The sequence below is a fragment of the Janthinobacterium sp. 64 genome (genome assembly GCF_002813325.1).
Taxonomy (GTDB): Bacteria; Pseudomonadota; Gammaproteobacteria; order Burkholderiales; family Burkholderiaceae_D; genus Janthinobacterium.
The window spans coordinates 4,896,120-4,918,466 of record NZ_PHUG01000001.1; the positions used below are offsets into that span (position 1 = coordinate 4,896,120).

At 61.0% G+C, this 22,347-nt stretch carries 12 protein-coding genes and 2 pseudogenes; 11 read left to right on the top strand and 3 right to left on the bottom strand.

The features are described 5' to 3' along the window. Positions 1 to 67 precede the first annotated feature (67 nt). From CLU91_RS21625 to CLU91_RS21645, 5 genes are all read left to right on the top strand, one after another. Positions 68 to 577 (top strand): DUF4124 domain-containing protein, encoded by a 510-nt coding sequence (locus CLU91_RS21625; RefSeq protein WP_306823174.1) that lies wholly within the window; start codon positions 68 to 70, stop codon positions 575 to 577. A 5-nt stretch (positions 578 to 582) separates the two neighbouring features. Then, a complete protein-coding gene (gene glnL, locus CLU91_RS21630) occupies positions 583 to 1,671 on the top strand; it encodes a nitrogen regulation protein NR(II) (protein WP_100875767.1) in 1,089 nt (362 codons plus the stop codon). Positions 1,672 to 1,719: 48 nt separating this feature from the next. After that, positions 1,720 to 3,210, top strand: coding sequence for a nitrogen regulation protein NR(I) (ntrC, locus tag CLU91_RS21635; protein ID WP_100875768.1), 1,491 nt, complete (start codon positions 1,720 to 1,722; stop codon positions 3,208 to 3,210). 142 nt (positions 3,211 to 3,352) lie between these two features. Further along, positions 3,353 to 4,318 (top strand): magnesium/cobalt transporter CorA, encoded by a 966-nt coding sequence (gene corA, locus CLU91_RS21640; RefSeq protein WP_100875769.1) that lies wholly within the window; start codon positions 3,353 to 3,355, stop codon positions 4,316 to 4,318. Positions 4,319 to 4,452: 134 nt separating this feature from the next. After that, positions 4,453 to 5,826: an ATP-binding protein gene (locus tag CLU91_RS21645; RefSeq protein ID WP_100875770.1), complete on the top strand. Its 1,374-nt coding sequence runs from the start codon at positions 4,453 to 4,455 to the stop codon at positions 5,824 to 5,826. A 15-nt stretch (positions 5,827 to 5,841) separates the two neighbouring features. Here the strand turns inward: CLU91_RS21645 and CLU91_RS21650 are convergent, their stop codons facing one another. After that, positions 5,842 to 7,470 (bottom strand): NAD(P)/FAD-dependent oxidoreductase, encoded by a 1,629-nt coding sequence (locus tag CLU91_RS21650; RefSeq protein WP_100875771.1) that lies wholly within the window; start codon positions 7,468 to 7,470, stop codon positions 5,842 to 5,844. Between the two features lie 239 nt (positions 7,471 to 7,709). On the opposite strand from CLU91_RS21650, the gene CLU91_RS21655 reads away from it, so the two are divergent. Then, on the top strand, positions 7,710 to 8,516 hold the full coding sequence (locus tag CLU91_RS21655; RefSeq protein WP_100875772.1) for a sel1 repeat family protein: 807 nt from the start codon (positions 7,710 to 7,712) through the stop codon (positions 8,514 to 8,516). A gap of 358 nt (positions 8,517 to 8,874) precedes the next feature. Then, on the top strand, positions 8,875 to 11,949 hold the full coding sequence (locus tag CLU91_RS21660; RefSeq protein ID WP_100875773.1) for a TonB-dependent receptor: 3,075 nt from the start codon (positions 8,875 to 8,877) through the stop codon (positions 11,947 to 11,949). A 225-nt stretch (positions 11,950 to 12,174) separates the two neighbouring features. Here CLU91_RS21660 and CLU91_RS21665 read toward each other — a convergent pair. Further along, positions 12,175 to 12,366, bottom strand: a pseudogene (locus tag CLU91_RS21665) (RsmE family RNA methyltransferase); the annotation flags it as partial. A gap of 2 nt (positions 12,367 to 12,368) precedes the next feature. Here CLU91_RS21665 and CLU91_RS28555 point away from each other — a divergent pair. Both CLU91_RS28555 and CLU91_RS21675 read left to right on the top strand, forming a co-directional pair. Beyond that, positions 12,369 to 12,563, top strand: a pseudogene (locus CLU91_RS28555) (hypothetical protein); the annotation flags it as partial. Positions 12,564 to 13,144: 581 nt separating this feature from the next. Next, positions 13,145 to 15,985 carry a TonB-dependent receptor plug domain-containing protein gene (locus CLU91_RS21675; protein WP_157814755.1) on the top strand — a complete coding sequence of 947 codons (2,841 nt, stop codon included), beginning with the start codon at positions 13,145 to 13,147 and terminating at the stop codon, positions 15,983 to 15,985. Between the two features lie 105 nt (positions 15,986 to 16,090). Here CLU91_RS21675 and CLU91_RS21680 read toward each other — a convergent pair whose 3' ends face one another. Next, positions 16,091 to 16,816, bottom strand: coding sequence for a 16S rRNA (uracil(1498)-N(3))-methyltransferase (locus tag CLU91_RS21680; protein ID WP_100875775.1), 726 nt, complete (start codon positions 16,814 to 16,816; stop codon positions 16,091 to 16,093). A 531-nt stretch (positions 16,817 to 17,347) separates the two neighbouring features. On the opposite strand from CLU91_RS21680, the gene CLU91_RS21685 reads away from it, so the two are divergent. Then, a complete protein-coding gene (locus CLU91_RS21685) occupies positions 17,348 to 20,086 on the top strand; it encodes a TonB-dependent receptor (RefSeq protein ID WP_100875776.1) in 2,739 nt (912 codons plus the stop codon). A 243-nt stretch (positions 20,087 to 20,329) separates the two neighbouring features. Continuing rightward, a complete protein-coding gene (gene tkt, locus CLU91_RS21690) occupies positions 20,330 to 22,327 on the top strand; it encodes a transketolase (RefSeq protein WP_100875777.1) in 1,998 nt (665 codons plus the stop codon). Positions 22,328 to 22,347 lie beyond the last annotated feature (20 nt).

The following is a 22,347-nucleotide window of genomic DNA, read 5'->3' on the forward strand; positions in this document are numbered from 1 at the left end:
GGCGCCACTGGGCGGTGTTGTATAGTCGCCCCAGGAACGATGCGGCACGAGCCGACAGGAGTGAAGATTGACCAAGCATTACAGAATGGCGCTGATGGCAGGGTTGCTGGGCGCGGCGGCACAGGCGCACGGGCAGTTGTATGTCTGCGCCGATGCGCAGGGACACAAGACGTATACGGACAAGCGGGCTGGCGCGCATTGCCAGCTGCTCGATTTGCCGGGCGCCATGACGGAGCCGCCACGCAAGACGGCGCCGCTGGCCGGTGCGCCTGCGCGGCCCGCCACGCAGGCGGTGGCCACGGCGGCGCCCGCCGCTGGCGCGTTTCCCAAGGTTGATGGCGCCGAGCAACGGGCGCGCGACCTGGACCGGCGCCAGATCCTGCAGGATGAATTGCGCAGCGAAGAGCAGAAACTGGCGGCCCAGCGCCTGGAGTTCAACGAGGGCCAGCCTGAACGCCAGGGCAATGAACGCAATTATGCCAAGTACCAGGAAAGGGCGGCGCAGTTGAAAGAGAATATCAACCGGACGCAGCAGAACGTCGAAGCCCTGAAACGCGAGATTGCGAATATTCGGTAAAGCACATGACAATAGACAACCATTCCAGCCGTCCCGCCCACCTGGCCGGCCTTGATTTGCTGGCCTCGGCCGTGATCCTGCTCGATGGCGATGGCCGCATCAGCTATGCCAACGCGGCGGCGGAAAACCTGCTGGAAAGCTCATTGAAGGCCCTGTCGCGGCAAAAGCTGACGGCGCTGTTCCTCAACCCAGAGGAGCTGGCCGGCATCTGCGCGCAGGCGCTGGAACACAAGTTTTCCGATTTGCGCCAGGACCTGAGCCTGGAACGCCTGGGGCGCGATCCGCTGCGCGTGCACAGCATCGTCAGCGCGCTCGACGCGCCGCGCGACGGCGTGCTGATCGAGCTGCGCGAAAACGTGCAGCAATTAAAACTCGACCGCGAGGAGCGCATCCTCGACCAGAGCCAGGTCAACAAAGAGCTGATCCGCAACCTGGCGCATGAAATCAAGAACCCGCTGGGCGGCATCCGCGGCGCGGCCCAGCTGCTGGAGCTGGAATTGCCGGCCCTGCACCTGAGCGAGCTGCGCGAATACACGCAAGTCATCATCAAGGAAGCGGACCGCCTGCAAACCCTCGTCGACCGCCTGCTGGCGCCGCACCGCCGCCCGCATATCGTCGGCGACGTGAATATCCACGAAGTGTGCGAGCGCGTGCGCAGCCTGATCCTGGCCGAGTTTCCCAGTGGCCTGACCATTTCGCGCGATTACGACGCCTCGATCCCCGAGTTTCGCGGTGACAAGGAACAATTGATACAGACCGTGCTCAATATCGCGCACAACGCGGCGCAGGCCCTGGCCGAGCGCATCGAAGCGGGCGACGCGGAGCTGATTTTCAAGACGCGCGTGGCGCGCCAGGTGACCCTCGCCAAGGTCCGCTACAACCTGGCATTAGACTTGCATATCATTGACAATGGACCGGGCATCGCACCCCAGATCCGCGACCGGATTTTCTACCCGCTGGTGTCGGGCAGGGATGGCGGCAGCGGGCTGGGGCTGACCTTGGCGCAAACCTTCGTGCAACAGCACCTGGGCGTGATCGAGTGCGAAAGCCGGCCTGGATACACCGATTTCAGGATCGTTCTCCCCTTGCCATAAGCGAGGAAGTATCCCACTCATGAAATCCATTGCGGGACGCACACACTAATGAAGCCAATCTGGATAGTTGACGACGACGAATCAATCCGCTGGGTGCTGGAAAAAGCCCTGGCGCGGGAAAATCTCGCCACCAAGAGTTTTGCCAATGCGCGCGATGCCATCGCCGCACTGGAATTTGACACGCCGCAAGTGCTCGTGTCCGATATCCGCATGCCGGGCGCGTCCGGCCTGGAATTGCTGCAGACGGTCAAGTCGCGCTTTCCCGGCTTGCCTGTCATCATCATCACGGCCTTTTCCGACCTCGATTCGGCCGTCGCGGCCTTCCAGGGCGGCGCCTTCGAATACCTGGCCAAGCCGTTTGACATCGACAAGGCTGTCGAGCTGATCCGCCGCGCGCTGGAAGAAAGCCTGCGCGAGACGAGCGTCGAATCGGGCCCGTCGGAAACGCCGGAAATCCTCGGCCAGGCGCCCGCCATGCAGGAAGTGTTCCGCGCCATCGGCCGGCTGTCGCAATCGAATGTCACCGTGCTGATCACGGGCGAATCCGGTTCCGGCAAGGAACTCGTGGCGCGCGCGCTGCACAAGCACAGTCCGCGCGCGGCGCAGCCCTTCATTGCCCTCAATACGGCGGCGATCCCGAAGGATTTGCTCGAGTCCGAACTGTTCGGCCATGAACGCGGGGCGTTTACGGGCGCGCAGACGACGCGCCGGGGCCGCTTCGAGCAAGCCGAGAACGGCACCCTGTTCCTCGATGAAATAGGCGACATGCCGTTCGACTTGCAGACGCGCTTGCTGCGCGTATTGTCCGACGGCCATTTCTACCGCGTCGGCGGCCATCAGCCGATGAAGGCCAACGTGCGCGTCATTACGGCCACGCACCAGAACCTGGAGCAGCGCGTGCGCGACGGCCTGTTCCGCGAAGACTTGTATCACCGCCTGAACGTGATCCGGCTGCGCCTGCCCAGTTTGCGGGAGCGGCGCGAGGATATCCCCATCCTGGTGCGCCACTTTCTGGTGCAAAGCGCGCGCCAGCTGGGCGTGGAAGCCAAGCGCATGAGCGAGCCGACCATGCAATTTCTCAGCGGCCTCGATTTGCCCGGCAATGTGCGCCAGCTGGAAAACCTGTGCAACTGGATCACCGTGATGGCGCCGGGCCAGACGGTGGAAATCAAGGACTTGCCGCTGGAATTGACGCAGGGGCAGGGCGATGGCGTGGCCACTGCGGCGGCGGCCGAGGCTGCACCGGCGGGCGTTGCCCATGCGCACGGCGGCCAGGTCTTCGAAGCGGCAGCGCCCGTCAATGGCGCGCCGCCGGGCTGGATCGGTTTACTGGAATTGCAGGCGGCCGGCATGCTGGGCGCGGGGCAGCAGGAAGTCATGGCCGTGCTGGGACGGCAATTCGAGTCGGCCCTGATCAAGACGGCGCTCAGGCATACGCACGGGCGCAAGAACGACGCCGCCGTGCGCCTGGGCATCGGCCGCAACACCATCACGCGCAAGATCTCCGAACTGGGCATCGACGGCGCCAAGGACGATTGATCTATCTTCCGGATGGGACGTCTGTCCCGTCCGCGTTCCCTCCCGGCGTTTCTTGCACGCCACAACACCCACAGCAGGCGATAAGGTAAGCTGGCGCCTGCCGGACTGTTTCGTCCGGTCTTAACTTTCATTGTGGAACTGTATGCTGATTAACTGCGTGGCCTATCAGGATGGCAAAAAACTGGCCGACTTGCCGATTGACGATATCAGCGATTACGTCGAGCGCCCCGATTGCTTCGTCTGGGTGGCCCTGCTCGACGCCACGCCGGTCGAGTTGAAACAGATGCAGCACGAGTTTTGCCTGCATGAACTGGCCGTCGAGGATGCGCAGCGGGGCCACCAGCGTCCGAAGATCGAGGAATATGGCGATTCCCTGTTTGCCGTCGTGAAAACCGTGGAAATGGTCGAGAACGAACTGGTGCTGGGCGAAGTCGACATTTTTGTCGGCGCCAATTACGTGCTCTCGTCGCGCAGCAACAGCTCGCAAGGTTTTCTCGGCGTGCGCGCACGCGCCGAGCGCGAACCGCACCTGCTGCGCCAGGGCTCGGCCTTCGTGCTGTACGCGCTGATGGACGCCGTCGTCGACCGATACTTTCCCGTGCTCGACGCACTGGAATCGGAGCTGGAACTGATCGAGGACCGCATCTTCGACCGTGGCACCGAGCGCGACAATATCGAACGGCTGTATCAATTGAAACGCAAGGTCATGGTCTTGCGCCACGTGGTGGCGCCCCTGATGGAGGCGGTGGGCAAGCTGCACGGCGGGCGGGTGCCGCCGCTGTGCCACGATACCCAGGAGTATTTCCGCGACGTGCACGACCACCTGGCGCGCATCAACGGCACGCTCGACACCATCCGCGACACCATCAGCACGGCCATTCAGGTGAATCTGTCGATGGTGGCCATCGACGAGAGCGAAGTGAACAAGCAGTTGGCGGCCTGGGCGGCCATCTTCGCCGTATTTACCGCGTTTGCCGGCGTGTGGGGCATGAATTTCAAGTTCATGCCGGAGCTGGACTGGCAATACGGCTATCCCGTGGCCGTGGGACTGATGAGCTGCGTCTGCGGTTATATGTATTACCTGTTCAAGCGTTCCGGCTGGCTGTAAAAAATTCCTGCGTATCTGTATTATTGAACAATAGTCAGGGGTACAATCGCGGCAGGTCCGCTGGGGCGGGTCATGGCTGAGAATTGCCGCGCCGGCAGCTGTGTTGGCGCTTGCGGTGCCGTGCAGGAGCATTCATGAGTATTCCGTTGTTCGATGTGAATTCGCAAGAACCCCTGTTCGATCCCGAGCAGCGGCGCACCCTGGCGGAGGCGGCCCTGCGCTCGATTACGGCCTCGACGGCGCACGCCCGTGGCGACGACTTCCTGCGCATCCTTGTCAAGGACCTGGCCGAAGCGCTCGACGTGCACTATGTGATCGCCGGGCGCCTGGTACGCCTGGACGATGGCAGCGAAGGCATCCGCACCCTGGCCCTGTGGGGCGGCGACGGCTACCAGCCGAATATCGAATACAGCCTGCAGCACACGCCTTGCCAGGACGTGACGTGCCAGAGCATGTGTTTTCATGGCAGCGATATCCAGCGTCGCTTTCCATTCGATAGCCTGCTGGTCGACATGCGGGCGGAAAGCTATGTCGGCATGCCGCTGATCGATACCGATGGCAAGACCCTGGGCATCCTGTCGGCCATCGACACGCGTCCCATCGATGAAAACAAGCGCTTGCTGGCCTTGCTGCTGCTGTCGATCTTTTCGGCCCGCGGCGCGGCCGAGCTGCAGCACCAGGAGCGCACCCAGCAGCTGGAAGAAATCGTGCGCGTGCGTACCGAATCGCTGCTGGCGGCGCAAGCGAACCTGATCGAGCAGGAACAGATGGCGGCCCTCGGCTCGCTGGTGGCGGGTGTCTCGCATGAAGTCAACACGCCCATCGGCGTGGCGCTGACGGCAGCGTCGAGCATGGGCAGCTATGCCGATCAGCTGGTGCAGCTGCTCGGTGGCGCCAAGGTCAGCCGCGCCGAACTGATCGACATTGCCGAATCCCTCAAAGGCGCAGCCGCCTTAATCGAGCGCAACCTGGCGCGCGCGGCTGACCTGATCGGCAATTTCAAGCAGCTGGCCGTGGACCAGGTCAGCGAATACGTGGCCGACCTGGCGCTGCACGATTATGTGCATGGCCTGGTGTCGGCGCACAGTCCGGAACTGCGCAAGGCGGCGCTGGGCGTGGAACTCGACATCGCGCCCGATTGCCAGGTGCGCCTGGCGGCCGGGAAATTGTCACAAATTCTCTCGAACCTCTTGATGAACAGCGCCCGCCACGGCTATCCGCAGGGTGGGCCGGGACGCATCACGATACGCGCGCGCATCGAGGCGGACGAAGATGACGCGGCCTTGCGCTGGCTGCTGCTGGAGTTTTCCGACGATGGCGTCGGCCTGGCGCCCGCCGTGCGCGAGCATATGTTTGAACCGTTCTTCACCACCAAGCGGGGCCAGGGCGGCTCCGGCCTGGGCATGCACATCGTCTACACCATCGTGCAGCAACTGGGCGGCCAGGTGTGCGCCATCGACTGCACGCCCGGCTGTCATATACAGATCAGGCTGCCGCTGGCCTCCTGATCTGCTGTACCGGCTTCAGGCGGCTGCCATCGACAGCGCCACCGCCTCTGCCACCTTGATGCCATCGACGGCCGCCGACAGGATGCCGCCCGCATAGCCGGCGCCTTCGCCGGCGGGGAACAGGCCCCGCGTGTTCAGGCTTTGCAGGTTGTCGTCGCGGCGCTTGATGCGGATCGGCGATGAAGTGCGCGTTTCCACGCCCGTCAGCACGGCGTCGGCCTTGTAGTAGCCCTTGATTTGCTTGTTGAATGCCGGGAACGCTTCACGCATGGCCGTGATCGCGTACTCGGGCAGGGCCGGTGCCAGGTCCGTCAGGTGCACGGCCGGCTTGTACGACGGCACCACGCTGCCGAACTCCGTCGAGGCGCGGCCAGCGACGAAGTCGCCGACCAGTTGGCCAGGCGCATCGTAGTTGCCGCCACCGAGGGCGAACGCGCGCTCTTCCAGGTCGCGCTGCAGGGCGATGCCGGCCAGCGGGTCGCCCGGATAGTCGGCTGGCGTGATGCCGACGACGATGGCACTGTTGGCGTTGCGCTCGTTGCGCGAATACTGGCTCATGCCGTTCGTCACCAGGCGGCCTGGTTCCGAGGCGGCCGCCACTACCGTGCCGCCGGGGCACATGCAGAAGCTGTAGACGGAGCGGCCATTGCTGGCGTGGTGCACCAGCTTGTAATCGGCCGCACCCAGAATCGGGTGGCCGGCGCTGGGGCCAAAGCGGCAGCTGTCGATCAAGGATTGCGGGTGTTCTACGCGGAAACCGATCGAGAACGGCTTGGCTTCGATGTACACGCCGCGGCGGTGCAGCATCTCGAAGGTGTCGCGTGCGCTGTGGCCGATGGCCAGCACGACGTGGTTGCTGGCGATGGTTTCGCCATTGTCCAGCACCACGCCGCGCACCTGGCCGCCGTCGGCGCCCGGCACGATGTCGAGATCGACCACTTTGCTGCTGAAGCGGTATTCGCCGCCCAGCCGTTCGATATTGGCGCGCATTTCTTCCACCATCTTGACCAGGCGGAAAGTGCCGATGTGCGGCTTGCTCACATACATGATTTCTTCGGGCGCGCCGGCCTTGACGAATTCCGTCAGGACCTTGCGGCCGTAATGCTTGGGATCCTTGATCTGGCTGTACAGCTTGCCATCGGAAAAGGTGCCAGCGCCGCCTTCGCCGAACTGCACGTTCGATTCCGGGTTCAGTTCGCGCTTGCGCCAGAAGCCGAAGGTGTCGACCGTGCGTTCGCGCACCTGCTTGCCGCGTTCCAGGATGAGGGGGCGCAAGCCCATCTGTGCCAGGATCAGCGCCACGAACAGGCCGCATGGTCCCGTGCCGATGACGATGGGGCGCGCTTCATGCGTGTGGCCGGCCAGCTGTTCGCCGCCGGCGACGAATTTATAGTCGGTATCGGGCGCGGGCATCAGGTGGATATCGTGGCCCAGGCGCGCCAGCACGGCCGCTTCATTCTTGACGTCCACATGCAGCGAATAAATCAACACCACGGCGCTGCGCTTGCGGGCGTCATAGCTGCGCTTGAAGACGGTATAGCCGAGCAGGTCGGTGGCAGCGATGCCGAGGCGGGTCAGGATGGCGGCAGGCAGTGCTGCGTCGTCGTGTTCGAGGGGGAGTTTTACTTCGTTGAGTCGCAACATGGTGTGTATTTTTAAAAATTGCAGGGCTCCGTATCTAGCGGAGAGTCTGTGAGGCGCCGTGCACGGCAGCGTCAGGGCGCTATTTTACCCGCATCGACCGGGCGTGGCGGGTTGCCGCAGCGGGTGTGGTATTTGGTGATAATTCACAATGGGAAATGTGTCAACATTGCGTTCGGCCTCGGGTATCTCGCCCGGCTCGTGCTGACGGCCCCATTCCCCCGACCTGACTGGATGAAACAATGAAGACACTCCCCCTGGCGTTTCTGCTGTACGTCGCCTGCGCCCCGGCCGCCGCTGCCGACCTGGCCGAGGCGCAAAAATTGTGGGACAACAAGGAATTCGCGCGCGCCTTCCAGGATTTCAGCGAGCTGGCCGGCACTGGCAACAGCGCCGCGCAACTGCAGTTGGGCGAAATGTACGGCTTCGGCGAAGGTACGGCTGAGGACGTTGGCAAGGCAGCCTACTGGCTCGGTAAGGCCGCCGCCGCTGGCAATCCGGAGGCGCCGCAGTTACTGGCCTTGGTGCAGGAGCGCGCCGCGCGCAAGACCGAGATCGCCTACTACGTGGCGCACTTCGACGGTGCCGCCGTGGCCTATGCCAGGTACGCTTGCGGGCGTCCGGCGTTCCCGGCCGTGTCGACGAATAACGCCGACATCGGGGCCGTCAACGCCGCCGTGCGCGCCTGGCACGATTGCTACGGCCGCTTCGTGGACGGCTTGAACGACGCCATGCCCGTCACCAAGACCATTCCGCCCGGCCTGCTCAAGCTGATGAGCAACGCGGAGTTCGTCAGCGCAGGAGCGCTCATCAGCGCGACCTACACCCGCATTGGCGCCGATGCCCAGCGCGTGGCCGAGCAGATCCTCGCAGAGAGCGAGGCGTGGAAGGAGGCCACGAACGCCTACGTAACCAAGAGCAACCAACAATTGCAAGCCAAGCTGGAAGCGGACGCGCTGCTGTACCAGCGCAACCAGCGCGAACTGGAGGAGGGTAGGCAAGCCAGCACGGCCAGGGAGAACGCAATGAAAAAAGTCCCTGCGAAGTAGGAATCGGTTTCAGTGTCGCCGAATGTCCGCGCTGCTTTTTTTAAATTGACAGTGGATAATTTTTCGCACCTCTGCACCACATTGGTGAAATCAGTAAATCATATGGCTTGTTGGCGGCCTATCTGTTGTTTCTTTGCATTACGATTGTCGTATTGTTGACAGTGATTGTTTGCTCATGTTTCTATGAACGTCTGGTCGGATGTTTTTTCTGTATCGAATCTGATCGGCGGGCCAGCTCACCGGCGGCCAGGAAGGAAATTGAGACATCCTTTACCGACGTGTTGTGCGACGTGATTGTGAGTACACAAACTTAGCCAAGCTTATCTATCAGAGAAGCGCAAAAAAAATAGGAAATCACATGTTGAGAAAAACAGTATTGGTACGCGCCCTGTCAATCGCGTTTAGCGCTGCGGCGCTGAGCGTCGCAGTAACGCCTGCAGCGATAGCTCAGTCGAACGCGGCTGGGTCGATTTTTGGCCGCGTTGACTCGCCGGCCGGCGCTACCGTCGTCCTGCTGAACACGGACACGGGCGCGAAGCGCTCGGTGACGCCAGACGCTGCCGGGCGCTACACGGCCAGCGGCATGGCCCCGGGTCACTACAAGATTGACCTGATGCGCGATGGCGCGGTCGTTTCCTCCACCGAAACCGACGTCATCGTTGGCCAAGGCGTGGACGCATCGTTCGCTGCTGCCGCCACCGCCGTGCAAGCGGTCCAAGTGACGGGCCGGCGCAGCCGGATCGACGTTTCCAGTTCGAACAATGGCGCCACCTTCACTGCCAAGGAATTGGCCAAGCTGCCGATCGCCCAGACGGTTGACGCCATCATCCAACTGGCACCGAACACCACCCGCGCCGACTCCCGTTACGCTGCTGGTGCCTCCTTCGGCGGCGGTGGCGCGTCCGAAAACGCGTACTACATCAACGGTTTTCCGACCACCAATCCGCTGACCCAACTGGGCGCTTCGGAACTGCCCTTCGGCGCGATTGCCCAGGCGCAGATCCTGACCGGCGGCTTCGGTGCCGAGTTCGGCCGTTCGGTCGGCGGCGTCGTCAACGTCACCACCAAGAGCGGAACCAACAACTGGGAATTTGGCGCCAGCGCCAGCATCACGCCGAACAGCTTGCGCTCGAAGCAAAAGGATAGTTATTATCCGGTCACCGGCGCGGCCGAAAACAAGGCCACCGACGGCACCCTGTTCCGGAAAAACTCGACGAATAGCCAGACCGAGAAGAGCTACGGCGCCTATCTGGGCGGTCCGATCATCAAGGACAAGCTGTTCATGTTCTTGGCCATAGAAGCGAAGAAGAACGACAAGGAAAACACCAACGCGGACAGCTCTGCGGTAGGCACCCGCACCTCGCCAGCGAACGGTTCGACGGGCTGGGAATCGCGCCAGGACACGGTGGACCGTTATTTGGCCAAGTTCGACTGGAACGTGACCGATAACCATCGTCTCGAATTGACGTTGATGGGCGACACAGGCAAGGAAGACCGTCAATTGTCCGGCTACGACTACGCCAACGGCCAGCGCGGCCCCATGACCGCGTCGCAGCACTACAAGAACAACTCGGCCTATGGCCCGTCGGTGGGCGCGGAGACGCAAATCCTCCGCTACACGGGTAATCTGACGGATGCGTTGACCGTCAACGCCCTGTTTGGACGCAGCAAGACGCCCAGCAGCAACCGCTACGACCAGGTCGGCTCTGCCCCTGTGGACAAGTTCCAGGTCATCGCCGACAGTAACGTCCGGGCGCCAGGCTTGAACTACTCCAGCCCGCAACTCTTGAGCGGCTCCGTCGCCAGTAACGATTCGACCAGCAAAATCACCTCGAATCGCCTGGATCTCGAATACAAGGTGGGTAGCCACACCCTGCGCGCAGGTCTGGACAACAACAAGCTGACTTCAAGCGACGTGGGTGACTACTACGGCGGTGGCGGTATTTGGCGCTACGCCAAGGCTAAAAGTGGCACGGCGAATGTCGCTTTGGGCCCTGTCACCACCACCACCACAGCCAATCCGAATGCCGGTGCGCTGGCGGCGCAAGGTTATTATGTCAGCAAGCGTTTGCAAAACAGCCTGACCGATGCCAAGTCCGAGCAAACTGCCCAGTATCTGGAAGACCGCTACCAAGTGACCAAGGATGTGCTGGTGACGGCAGGCCTGCGTAACGAAGGCTTTAAAAACGTCAACGGCGCCGGCGAAACATTCTTGGAAGTGAAAAGCATCATTTCTCCGCGTTTGTCTGCCGTATGGGACGTGCATGGCGATGCTTCGCTCAAAGTGTTCGGTAGCGCCGGCCGCTACGCGTTGCAGATTCCGACCCATCTGGCCGTACGTGGCGGTAGCGCTTCGGTGCTGACGCGCCAAGGCTTCACCTACACAGGCACCGACCAGTATGGCCAACCGACCGGCTTGATTGCGATGGCGCCGGCCTATTCGGTCAACAATGAATTGGGCCAGCCGAAGGATCCGAAGACCGTAACGGCGACGGACATCAAGGCAACCTACCAGGACGAGATTACGCTGGGCTTTGAAAAAGCGTTTTCGCCTAGCCTGAATTTCGGCGCGAAAGTGACGTATCGCCAATTGAAGGCGACTATTGATGACTATTGCGACACGCGTTTGATCGACGCCTACGCCGTGGACCATAAAATCAATACGGACAACTACGCCGGCTTCACCTGCGCGTCGTTCAATCCTGGTAAGGACAATACCTTCCTGGTCGATTACGCCGGTACCCGCTCGAACTACACGGTGGTCAGCCTGACCAAGCAACAACTTGGTTTCGATGACGCGAAGCGCACCTACACGGCACTCGACCTGTTCGCTGAGCACCCATTCCGCAATGGTTGGTATGGCCGTGTCAACTACACCTGGTCGCGCAGCAAGGGCAATACCGAAGGACAGACCCGTTCGGACAACGCGCAAACCGACGTCGCCGCCACATCGACCTGGGATAACCCGGAATTGATGGTCGGCGCGAACGGCTTGCTGCCGAACGACCGCGAACATCAGATCAAGGCATTCGGCTTCTACGAGTTTGCTACTGAATGGACCGTCGGTGCGAATGGCTTGCTTGCCTCGGGTCGTCCGAAGAATTGCTTCGGTTGGAATCCGAACGTGCCTGGCGAGGTGGACTATAGCTCGGTCTACTTCTACTGCGATAAGCCTGTTCCACGCGGTACCTCGGGCCGTCTGCCGTGGGACGTGCGCCTGGACATGAATCTGGCTTACCGTCCGCAACTGGTGAAGGGGCTGACCCTGAAGGTCGATGTCTTCAACTTGTTCAACAAGCAAACGGCGCAGACCATCGACGAGACCTACAACGTCGACAGCACAACCAGCATCTCGCCAACCTACGGTCGCGTCATCAGCTACACGGCGCCACGTGCGGTCAAGCTGACCGCTGAGTACAACTACAAGTTCTAAGCGACTTGCGCCACGGCGCGGACGGCAGCGATGCCGCCCGCGCCTGGCGACAAAAAATCCGCCGGCGTGAGCCAGCGGGTAATGAGATGGTCACCTTCCACCCTATAAGTTACTAAACTTATAGGGTGTTTTCATTTCTGAAGGCGCCATCATGGAAAACGTCACGCTGCAGGCCTGTTCCGGAGCGCACTGCATGGTCCGGCATCGGTCCGATCACGGCCAGCGCTACATGCCGTCCCACAATGGGCCGAAGGTGGCCAGCGCCGTCAGGTCCGCCGTTTCCGTGCGCAGGATGCGCGGCCCCATGGACAGTCCGATTGCACCGGCGGCCAGCGCCGCTTTTTCTTCCGCTTCCGAAAATCCCCCTTCCGGCCCCACCATCACGGTGATCGCTTGCGGTACAGGTACTCGACGAGCAACGGAGCGCCGCTATCGCTTCCTGCGTAGAAAAGAAGGAAAACATCGCCGCGCGCAAGGCTGGCCAGAACGCCATCCAGGCACTGGCCTCATCGCTGCCAGAACTGCTCGGCAGCTTGGCCAACCTGACCGGTTTGAACCTGAGCAACTGGAAAGAGTGCGGGGCCGTGCGTTCGGGCCAGCCTGGCGACCAAATTTTTACGCATCAGTGATTGCTTTGCCGGATCTTGCGTCGGTGCCGTGCGGCCGGCTTTGGTTTCCTGTGCCCCAATGGTCACTGCGCGCCCGCAATTGCATGGAGCGCCTGCAGTCCTGCATGGTGCTTTCATTGTGTTGTTTTATGTGCGTGAAGGTGCGAAGCAAGCATTTCTGATTGACAACATTGCAGCGTCATGGTCAACTGGAATGCTTGTGGTGGCTTTTATAGCTATAGCTGCCCGAGTCCCTGCTTATGCGCGTTGCTCACTCCTCTCCCGGTGCCACTTGTTGTGCACCTGCCACTTTGCTTGTCCCTGTTCTACGTATGTAAAAATCCTTACTGTTGTAAATAAGTGTAACTTCTATGGATATATTTGACAATTTAGGTAGGGAAATGTTCTAGTGTATCCACTAGGCAAAATGTCCATCACATTTTGTAAAAACAAGCCGGGGGTGAACGGCGATCCTAGCTCGGGTTGCCAAGGAATTGAACCCACAGTTCCTTGGTCAACAGTCAGTTCTATAAGAGCAAGCTGTGAGAGTGGCTTGTACGGAGAAAAAATTGGTTAAGAAAATTGTATTGAAACGTAGTGTCGTTGCAGTAGCACTTACGCTGGCATCGTCCCACATGGTGGCGATTGCGCAAGAGGTGTCCGCCGACCCCGCCGTGCAAAAAGTGCTGGTGACCGGATCGAACATTAAACGTTCCGAAAAGGAAGGTTCCTCCCCGGTCCAGACTCTCAATGCCAAGCAGATCGCCGCGACTGGCGCCAACACTGTATCTGAGCTGTTGCACTCGATCCCCGCCTTCGGCTCGGGCTCCTCGGTGGACGTGACGGACGGCGGTTTCTCGCGCGGTGCGGCCACGGCGTCGCTGCGTGGCCTGGGTTCGTCGTCTACACTGGTCCTGTTGAACGGCCGCCGCATCACGGCATCCGCTTACGCCGACCCGAATCAGGGCAAATCGGCGGTCTATGACTTGAACAGCATTCCGGTTTCCGCGATTGAACGCGTTGAAGTGTTCAAGGATGGTGCCTCGGCTGTGTACGGTTCCGACGCGATCGCCGGTGTGGTCAACTTCATTACCAAGACCAATTACACGGGTGCTGAATTGACTGCCAGCATCAGTGCCAACGATGATGGCGAGTTTGCACGCCAGAATCTCAGTGGTATCTTCGGCTTCGGCAAGGACCGTTTCAACGCTTTCGTCAGCTTCGACGTTGCCAAGCGCGACAGCACCTTGATCAAGAACGTCAACGACGTTGAAAAAGGCATGTACGCGGACATCAACGGTCGCCTGAACCCGTTTGCGAGCAGCCTGACCACGTCGCCTTTCTTCTATGCCGAGCGTACGCCGGGCGGCAATAACTTCGCCAATACGTACGCCTTGCGCGCACAGGTCAAGAACCGCCTGGATTGCCCGGTCTCGGAGCAAATCACGGGCGACCGCGCACTGCACAACCTGTCCGCAACGGATACGCTTGTTGGCCGTACCTTCTGTAATTTCAACACCAACGATTACGCGGAAGCGCAAAGCGAAGGCAAGGACGCCAACGTGCTGTCGCGCGCCACGTATGAAATCACGCCGAACATGACCGCGTTTGCGGAAGTGGGCTATAGCCGTTCGGAACGCACCTATCTGCGCGTGCCAACGGCATTCCGCAGCGTGTCGGCTTCGACGGTATTCCTGCGTGACGCTGCTCCGCAGAAATTTCAGTTGATCTTGCCTGTGGGCCACCCTGACAATCCGTTCCCGACGCAGCGCTCCGCAGTCGGCTACCGTGTCAGCGCTCCTGGCGGCGCCGTCAACACCAATGAAACCTACCGCGTGCTGGCCGGTTTGCGCGGCACCGTCGGCGAATGGGATTGGGAAACGGGCCTGCTGTGGAATCGCGCCGAGCGCGAAGAGCAGTGGTTTGGCCAATTGTATCGTCCAACCCTGGAAAAAGTAATGACCCAGGGCTGGACTCTGGCTCAAGTCAACGCCGATCCTACTGTGACGCGTGACCTGACCAACCGCGGTTTTGCCCAGGTTGCCCAGGTTGATGCCAAAGCCAGTACTGCCTTCGGCCAGCTGGGCGGCGGCCAGGTAGGCGTGGCGTTTGGTGCTGAATTCCGTCAAGAAAAAATCGGCCTGACACCGGACATGGCAACGCAGCGCGGCGAGATCGTCGGCCTGGCCAACTCGATCGCCGATGGCGAACGCAAGGTCAGCTCCGCCTTCTTTGAAGTACGTACGCCGTGGACCAAGAACTTTGAAATGGACTTTGCTGGCCGTTACGACAAATACCCTAACCTGAAGGGCAATTTCGTACCTAAAGTGGGCGGCAAGCTGACGGTCAACGATCAAGTTGCCATCCGCAGTACCTACGCGGAAGGTTTCCGTGCTCCTGCACTGACGCAAGTGTCGCCAGGCGGCGTGCAGTCTTTCCAGACTGTCACGGATTCGCTGCGCTGCCCGGATGGTGTCAATCCAGTCGCCGGCGCGGATAAGACCGATTGCGCCAAGGGTATTTCCAGCCTGTCGGCAGCAACGCCTGACCTGCGTCCTGAAAAGTCGAAGAGCTACTCGCTGGGCCTGATCCTCGCGCCGACCAAAGACATCGACGTGCTGATCGACTACTACCGCATCAAGAAGGTCGATGAGACCGCCTTGTTCAGCGCGCAGTACATGATCGAACACGCTGACCGCTATCCAAGCAGCGTTGTGCGCGACTCCAATCCAGCCAACCAGTTGGTTGATGGCAGCGGCAAGCCGATCGCCAATAGCGGCCCGATCTATCAGGTCAACCGTTCGTATGTGAACCAGGGCAGCACAGAGGTGAAGGGTTTGGACGTTGAAGTCGCCTTCCGCAAATCGCTGGGCGACATGGGTCGTCTGACCGCCAACCTGAACTGGAGCTATCTGATCAGCTTCAAGCGCGCCGAGCGCCCAGGTGAGGTGGCGACCAATACCGCAGGCTCTGCAGGTGGTCTGTCGGACTGGGCAACGTCGGTGGGCGATAACCCGAAGAACCGCGCCAACATGTCCGTCAACTGGACGCGTGGCGATCACTCGCTGACCACTTCGGTTGATTTCGTTGGTCCGGTATCGTTGCTGCGCCGTAGTGACAATGACGTGGTCTACGAGAAGCCATACTGCCAGTACGGCACGGGCCAGCCTTCGACCGCATACGGCCTGGAAGGCTTGCCGAAGTTCAGCAACTACATCACGAACTGCGACGTGAAGAGCTGGACCACGACCAACCTGGCCTACTCGTACACGGGTTTCAAGGACATGACCTTGTCGTTCAACATCAAGAACCTCTTTGATGTGAAAGCGCCATACGATCCACGTTACCCGGTTGAAGGCTTCAACTCCCAGATGCACAACGGTCAAGGCCGTTACTTCCGCGTGAGTGCCAACTACCACTTCATGTAATCGATCCTTGCTGTCGTGCCTGCACGCCGGCATACAGGCATGTCTGGTATAAAAAAGCCACCCGATTTGTAGTCGGGTGGCTTTTTTCATGCAGGCGCTGCTTTTTTACATGCCGCCCCACAAGGCGCCCAGGGTGGCCAGCGCCGTCAGGCCCGCCGTCTCGGTGCGCAGGATGCGTGGCCCCATCGACAGGCCGATGGCGCCGGCGGCCAGGGCGGCTTTTTCTTCCGCTTCCGAAAACCCGCCTTCCGGTCCCACCATCACCGTAATCGCTTGCGGCGGCTGGTGACGCGCCCAGTCGGCCAGCGACTGCTGCGCGCGCGGCGTCAGGATGACGCGCTTATGCAAATCTTGCTGGCTGGTCCAGCTATTGAAGTCTTGCAATGGCGCCAGCTGGGCCAGCCGGTTGCGTCCGCATTGTTCCGAGGCGGAAACGATGATGCCTTGCCAGTGCGCGAGCTTTTTCTCGGCCCGCTCGCTGGACAGGCGCACCACGCAGCGCTGTGCCGCCAGCGGCACGATGCCCGCCGCGCCCAGTTCGATGGCTTTTTCGATGATCCAGTCCATTTTCGAGGCTTCCGGCAATGCCTGCGCCAGGGTCACGGCGTATGGCAGTTCCGCTTCGCGCGCCGTGTGGGACTTCAGTTCGGCGCTGGCGCGTTTTTTCTCGACGTTGCACAAGACAGCCGTGTACTCGCCGCCCTCGCCATTGAAGACGGTGATGGCCTCGCCCGGCACAAGGCGCACCACGTGGACGTGGTGGGCGACGGCGTCGGGCAGAGCGATGGTGGCGCCTATGGCGAGTGGTTGGGGACAGAAAAAACGCGGCATGCAACATCCTGGCGGAGAGAATCAATGGGAGGTGCCGCGCCGCGCGCGGGTAGGGCGCGCGCGGCTGCGACTCGAGGTTGCAATTTTAGTGCCGCTGCGCGCGGTCGGGTGAAATTCTTGCCGCTGCGCTTGCGCGCGGTGCATCCGGGGCGGGAAAATGTGTGGAGATAGCAAGCTGACTAAAAACGAAATGTTGTTTTTTGATTTTATAAACCATTGCATAATTGACAGTGATGCTTTTAGCATGGTTATATGACTATACAAGTTGTGTTGAACGACATCAATTGTTACCGGCAATGTGTCCGTGATGTGATTCGGTATGGCATGGGGAGACGCCGCACGTTTCAATGCCTGGGTGAATGACCCCGGGCGCGATGCAGCCAGCTTAAATTGGTTGGAAAAGCATGACGCGGTAGCTGTAACGGGAGGGCCTTGCAGTTTTTCGCAAGACCATGAGAGATTTAAGTGATTATAAAAATATAAACTAATCGCTTATCAAGTGATATCAGGGATCATGAAAAGGAATAAATTATGATGTGTCGCGAAAAAAAGAGTGTGCAGGTGGTGAGATTGGCGTTGGCCGCGTTCGCCGGCGTTGCAACGATGAGCGTGCACGCGCAGGAGGCGATCGATGCGCCGGTGCCTAAGGTGCAGCGCGTCGAAATCACCGGTTCGAGTATCAAGCGCATCGAAGCCGAAGGTATTTCCCCGATCACCGTGATGACGCGTGAATCGATCGCCCGCTCGGGCGCGACGTCGGTGCTGGACCTGATGCGCAACCTGACTGCTGCGGGCGGTAACGGCGGTGAGCTGGCGACATCGGGTTCCTTCCGCAACGGCGCCACCAGCGTCTCTCTGCGCGGTCTGCCGACCCTCATCCTGTTGAACGGCTATCGCCTGCCGGCGTCCGGTTCGGACGAGTACAGCGGCCAGACCTCGGTCGATCTGAACGCCATTCCGCTGTCGGCCATCGAGCGCATCGACGTGCTCAAGGACGGCGCCTCGGCCATCTACGGCACCGATGCCGTCGGCGGCGTCATCAACTTCATCCTGCGCAAGGATTACCAGGGCTTGACCCTCGACGCCAGCACCGGTTCGACCACCTATGGCGACGGGCAAAACCATAAAGTGTCCGTGTCCGGCGGTTTCGGCGACCGCGACGCGCAGAAATTCAACGTGACCTATTCGGCCTCGTACGAAAAAACCAGGGCCATCCACGGTGTCGATCGCGATTGGGCGAACAGTACCGATTTCACCGGCCACAAGGGCGGCCTGTATCAGGGTGGCGTCTACGGCGCCAAGGGCCGCGATCCCGGCACCATATCGCTGGGCGGTTCGCAGCGCATGGCCGATCCGGAGTGCGACGCGGCCCACAGCAAGCCCTATCCGGATGCGCCGGAATGGGTGGCTGCGCCGAATCGCAGCTCTTGCATGTATTCCGCCGCTGAGTCGATAGACCTGGTGCGCCCGTCCACACGGTACGGCGGGGCGGTCACGGCGAACTGGGATTTGACGCCGGATGTGTCGCTGTTCGCCAATCTGTTTTACAACCACTTCGACACGCGCATCCAAGGTTCGCCGGCCTGGATCCAAAATGCCGACCGCTCCAACGTGCTGCGTGTGGCGGCGGACAACCCCTTCAATACCTACGGCGTGCCGGTCACGATCCGTCGCCTCTTCCCTGCCGCCGAGGGCGGTACGGGCACCAATGTTGACACCACCTGGCTGGTCGGCGGCGCCACCGGCCGCGCTGCCAACTGGGATTGGACCGTGTCTGTGGGCCACAGCCAGGAGAAGGGCGAAACGCGCGTTTACGGCTCCTTCATGCACGATAAATTGCAGAGTTACCTGGAGCAGGGCAAGTTCAACCCCTTCGGCGGCAACCATAATTCGGAGCAGGTCATCAACGAACTGACGGCCGACCAGTACACCAAGACCAAGTCCTCGACGGACTTTGCCAAGGTGACTGCTTCCAGCGAATTTGGCCAACTGCCCGGCGGCAAGATCGGTGTGGCCGTCGGTGCCGAGTACAAACGCGAGAAGCTCAGCTACGATCCGTCGCAGGCTTGGCGCGATGGCGCGATCGGCATCTATTCGACCCTGCGCGGCATCGACGGCTCTGAGTCGCTCGGCGCCGTGTTCGGCGAGTTGGCCCTGCCGCTGCTGAAAAACCTGGAAGCGCAAGCGGCCGTCCGCTATGATCGCTACCAGTTGGCTGGCGGTACCACCAACCCGAAGATTGGCCTGCGCTGGACCGCCTTGCCGACCTTGATGTTCCGCACCAGCTACAGCACAGGTTTCCGCGCGCCGACGCTGTCGCAACGCTTTAACGAAGGCCGCGGCGGTTTCGTCGAGACCAAGGATCCGAAGCGTTGCATCGTGGGTGATGCGTATTTTGACACCGCTTGCAGCGGTTCGGCGCTGTCCCTGCTGTCCGGCACGAAGGACTTGAAGCCCGAAAAATCGAAGCAGTTCAACCTGGGCGTGGTCGCCGAACCGATCAAGAATCTGACGCTGGGTTTAACCTACTGGAATATCAAATGGAACGACCGGGTCGAGAATCTTGACAACGAAACCGTGTTGGCGGGCGAGGATGGTCAGTACAAGGACGCCGTCACGCGCTACGCCGTGACGGCGGAAGACCAGGAAAAGTATAACGCGCTGAGCGCCGCCCAGCGCGCGACGCTGGGTCCGTTGGTGGGTCGCCTGAAGCAGCTGCAGGTTGGCCTGATCAACCGCAGCAAGGTTGTCACCGATGGTTTGGATGTCGAAGCATCCTATACGCTGCGCACGGCCGGGATGGGGCGTTTCAAAGTGTTCGGCGAGGCGAGCTACACGCTGTCCTACAACCGCGTGCTGCTGCCTGACGATCCGGCGATCAATTGCGCCAACAACACGGCGTGCGAGGCCGGTGAATATGGCTATCCCAAGCTGCTGGCCAAGCTGGGTGTCAACTGGGACCGCGGTGCTTGGGCGGCGACGACGAGCGCCAACTTCACCTCGCATTACCACGTGGACCGGACACCGTCGGAGACGATCAACCTCTACTACGACGAATACGCGAGCGGCCTGATGATCCCGAGCGCGACCCTGGTCGACGCCTCGCTGTCCTACAGCGGCTTCAAGAACCTGGTGCTGCGCGGTGGCGTCAATAACGTGTTCGATCGTGCGCCAGCGTTCGATCCATCGTCGAACATCGGCTACGACATCGCCTACGGCAATCCGCGTGGCCGCTACATCTACATGTCGGCGTCGTACTCCTTCAAATGACGTGAGGGTAGACTGACGGGTGGGGCGGGCCGATTTGCGGCGCGCTCCGCAGCGGCGTACGTCGCGAAAAACCGGGCCTGGCCCGGTTTTTTTTCGCCCCTGCCGGGCGCAAGGGGCACAAGCTGCAGCGGCGGCGTTGCGCGGTTTGATTTTTCCCCTTGCTGGTCTGGTAAAATACATAGCTCTGACTGCGCCCAGCTGCGCTGCAAACGAATTCCAAACTCGCGACTGACCCACACCATCATGACAACTACGCTCCCGACTACCAAAATGGCCAATGCGATCCGCGCACTGGCAATGGACGCTGTACAAAAGGCCAACTCCGGCCATCCAGGCATGCCAATGGGCATGGCCGAGATCGCAGTTGCCCTGTGGAGTGGTCACTATCGCCACAATCCAGCGAATCCAAAATGGCAGAACCGCGACCGTTTCCTGTTGTCGAACGGCCACGGCTCCATGCTGCACTACGCACTGCTGCACCTGACCGGCTACGAGCTGTCGATGGACGATATCAAGGCCTTCCGCCAGATGCATTCGAAAACCCCGGGCCACCCGGAAGTCGATGTCACGCCAGGCGTGGAAACGACCACCGGCCCGCTGGGCCAGGGCATCGCCAACGCCGTCGGCATGGCCCTGTCGGAGCAATTGCTGGCCGCTGAATTCAATCAGCCTGGCCACGACATCGTCAACCACTATACCTACGCCTTCGTCGGTGATGGTTGCCTGATGGAAGGTATTTCGCACGAAGTGTGCGCGCTGGCCGGCACCCTGGGCCTGAATAAACTGATCGCACTGTACGACGACAACGGCATTTCCATCGACGGCAAAGTCGAAGGCTGGTTCACGGACGACACCCCGGCCCGCTTCGAAGCGTACGGCTGGAACGTCATCCGCGCCGTCGACGGTCACGATGTTGCCGCCGTGGCTGCCGCCATCGCCGCCGCCAAGACCGCCAGCAAGCCAACCCTGATCTGCTGCAAGACCATTATCGGCAAGGGTTCGCCTAACCTGCAAGGCGGCGACAAGGTCCACGGCGCCGCGCTGGGCGACAAGGAAATCGCTGCCGTGCGTGAATACATCGGCTGGGATGCCGCACCGTTCGAGATGCCGGCCGACGTGTACGCCGCCTGGGATGCGAAAGAGCAGGGCGCCCTGCTGGAAGCGGACTGGAACGAGCGCTTCGCCGCGTATGGCCGCGAATTCCCGCAGCAAGCTGCTGAACTGAGCCGCCGCATGCAGGGCGACTTGCCACAGGCATTCGAAGCGGCCCTGAGCGCCGCCATCGCTTCCTGCGTCGAGAAAAAAGAAAACATCGCCACCCGCAAGGCCAGCCAGAACGCCATCCAGGCGCTGGCGTCGTCGCTGCCGGAATTCCTCGGCGGCTCGGCCGACCTGACCGGTTCGAACCTGACCAACTGGAAAGAGTGCGTGGCCGTGCGTTCGGGCCAGCCTGGCAACCACATCAACTACGGCGTGCGCGAATTCGGCATGAGCGCCATCATGAACGGCATCACCTTGCACGGCGGCTACATTCCGTTCGGCGCCACGTTCCTGACGTTCTCCGACTACAGCCGCAATGCGCTGCGCATGGCCGCGCTGATGAAACTGCGTTCGATCTTCGTGTTTACCCACGATTCGATCGGTCTGGGCGAAGACGGCCCGACGCACCAATCGGTCGAGCACGTCTCGTCGATGCGTTTGATCCCGAACCTGGACAACTGGCGTCCATGCGATACCGTCGAGTCGGCTGCTGCCTGGGGTGCCGCCGTGCGCCGCAAGGATGGCCCGTCGACCCTGATCTTCTCGCGCCAGAACCTGCCATATCAAGAACGTAGCGCCGAGCAGATCGAGAACATCTACCGCGGCGGCTATGTGCTGAACGACGTGGCCGACGCCAAGGCGATCCTGATCGCCACCGGTTCCGAAGTGGAACTGGCCGTCGCCGCCGCCGGCGCGCTGGCGGCCGAAGGCATCAATGTGCGCGTGGTATCGATGCCGTCGACCGACGTGTATGACCGCCAGGACGCTGCCTACAAGGCCAGCGTATTGACCCGCGGCGTGCCGCGCGTGGCCATCGAAGCGGGCGTGACCAGCTTCTGGTACAAATACGTGGGCCTGGAAGGCGCCGTGGTCGGTATCGACACGTTTGGCGAATCGGCTCCGGCTGGCGTGCTGTTCAAGCACTTCGGCTTCACGGTCGAGAACGTCGTCGCCAAGGTCAAGGCCGTTATCGCCGGCTAATATTGATTTTTAACGGTCCT